This is a genomic window from Lacticaseibacillus pantheris DSM 15945 = JCM 12539 = NBRC 106106 (assembly GCF_001591865.1).
Taxonomy (GTDB): domain Bacteria; phylum Bacillota; class Bacilli; order Lactobacillales; family Lactobacillaceae; genus Lacticaseibacillus; species Lacticaseibacillus pantheris.
The window spans coordinates 1-1,603 of the sequence record NZ_BCVS01000180.1; the positions used below are offsets into that span (position 1 = coordinate 1).

Below are 1,603 nucleotides of genomic sequence, written 5' to 3' on the forward strand. Positions count from 1 at the left end.
GTGAGGCCGTTTCTTTGTGCTGAACGGTTGTGGTGATTAAAGTATTCAATACCTTCTTCAACCAACTTCTCAAGTTCTTGAAGGGTCTTAGGCATCGGATGACGCTCCATCCATCGCAATTTGAACTCATTCCACCAACGTTCCATCGGCGCGTTGTCGTAGGGTTTTCCTGGACGAGACATACTGCGTGTCACATTGTAACGTCCCAGAAAGTTATTGAATGCGCCAGATGTATACGCTGATCCGCGATCCGTATGAATCAATGGATGAACGTCTCCAACACTATCAAATGCACGTTGGAACACTTCGATTTCCGCAGCTGAGGTTTCAGTGATACTAAGATGGTGTGACAAGAGGAGACGTCCGTAAAGATCCAAAACACCACTCAATCGAATCTTGTATTCACCATTTGGACCATAGGTTAATTCGGTGGAATCTGACAACCAAACCTTGTTCGGCGCATCTGTGTCAAAGTTCTGGCTTAAGACATTATCTTGTACATACTGCTCACTTGCTTTTTGACGGCTGTGCTTCTTAATTCGAATCTGACACTTTAAACCCAGCTCTCGCATCACTCGGCGAACCATTTTATGAGTAACCTCAAAGGCAATTGACTCGTCATGCTGAATGTTCACTAAGAGATTACCAGCACCGACACCCTGATGGTGAAAGTCAAACCAATATTGCGTCCGTTCCTTAAGTTGACGATCACGGACTTCCCAAGCTGTTTCTACCCGCTTTAAGCCTTTGTAGTAAGCTTGCCGGCTTACGCCCACCACAGCCAGTAACTTGGTTACTGCGCCATGCTTGCCTTGACTGACCTCTTTGATTGCGACGTAAGCCAGCCGATGTTGTTTGTTCACCCCTTGCGCTGAAGTTCCAGCAATTTTTTTGCGAATTCTTCCACCAATTCTTTGTCTTTAAGCTCAGCTTCTAGCTGACGGATACGAAGATTTGCTTTATCGAGATCAGTCAATTCAAACTCATCTTTGTGATAACCACGGTTATCAACGAGGGCATCATAACCACCGCTCTTGGCCTTAAGCACCCAAGAGCGTGCTTGTTGATATGAAACTTGAAAACGCTCAGCGGCCTCAGTGTATGAGTGCTTGTGTTTCACCACATACTCAACTACTTCAATTCGTTCTTCAAAAGTCGTCTTCCTACGCACAGTGGGGACCTGCTTTCTGGACGGCGATGCCGTCAAAGATTTGTCTCCATTATACTGATCGACCCATTCTTTTGCTTGCTGACCGTTACGTAGTCCATATTTGTCCGTCAACTCATCGAAGGTGCCCTCACCATTTAGGTAGGCGAAGACTACGGTCTGCTTCAACTCCTTGCTATAATGGTTGTTCTTCTTTGGCTCCTCCAAGCCTTCCAGACCATCTCTTCGATAACGCATCGACCATCTCGCCAGCGTACTCTTTCCAATTCCATGCTGTCTTGCATAAGTTGCTCTGGGTAAACCTGACTTCTGAAAATCGTCTAGTAATTTAAGCTTTTCAAGAGCAGTGAACTTAGATCTGGGCATACAAAAACCCCTCCATAATCATCAGATGAATTATTGTATTTCATCTGACAACCATGAAGGGATTATCGC

General features: G+C 45.4%; 2 protein-coding genes. Both read right to left on the minus strand.

What is annotated here, in order from left to right; genetic code table 11:
- Positions 1-863, minus strand: an 863-nt coding sequence (locus LPA02S_RS11320) for an IS3 family transposase (protein ID WP_056956196.1), incomplete at its 3' end; no start/stop codon positions are given.
- The gene (locus LPA02S_RS11325) at positions 860-1,534 is read right to left on the minus strand and encodes a helix-turn-helix domain-containing protein (RefSeq protein ID WP_056956195.1); all 675 of its coding nucleotides are present in this window, start codon (positions 1,532-1,534) and stop codon (positions 860-862) included. The genes LPA02S_RS11325 and LPA02S_RS11320, both read right to left, overlap by 4 nt.
- Between the last annotated feature and the right edge of the window lie 69 nt (positions 1,535-1,603).

What these genes read in the sequence shown, in the direction of transcription:
- LPA02S_RS11325 (WP_056956195.1), bottom strand. Translation starts at nt 1,534, where the DNA reads ATGCCCAGATCTAAGTTCACTGCTCTTGAAAAGCTTAAATTACTAGAC.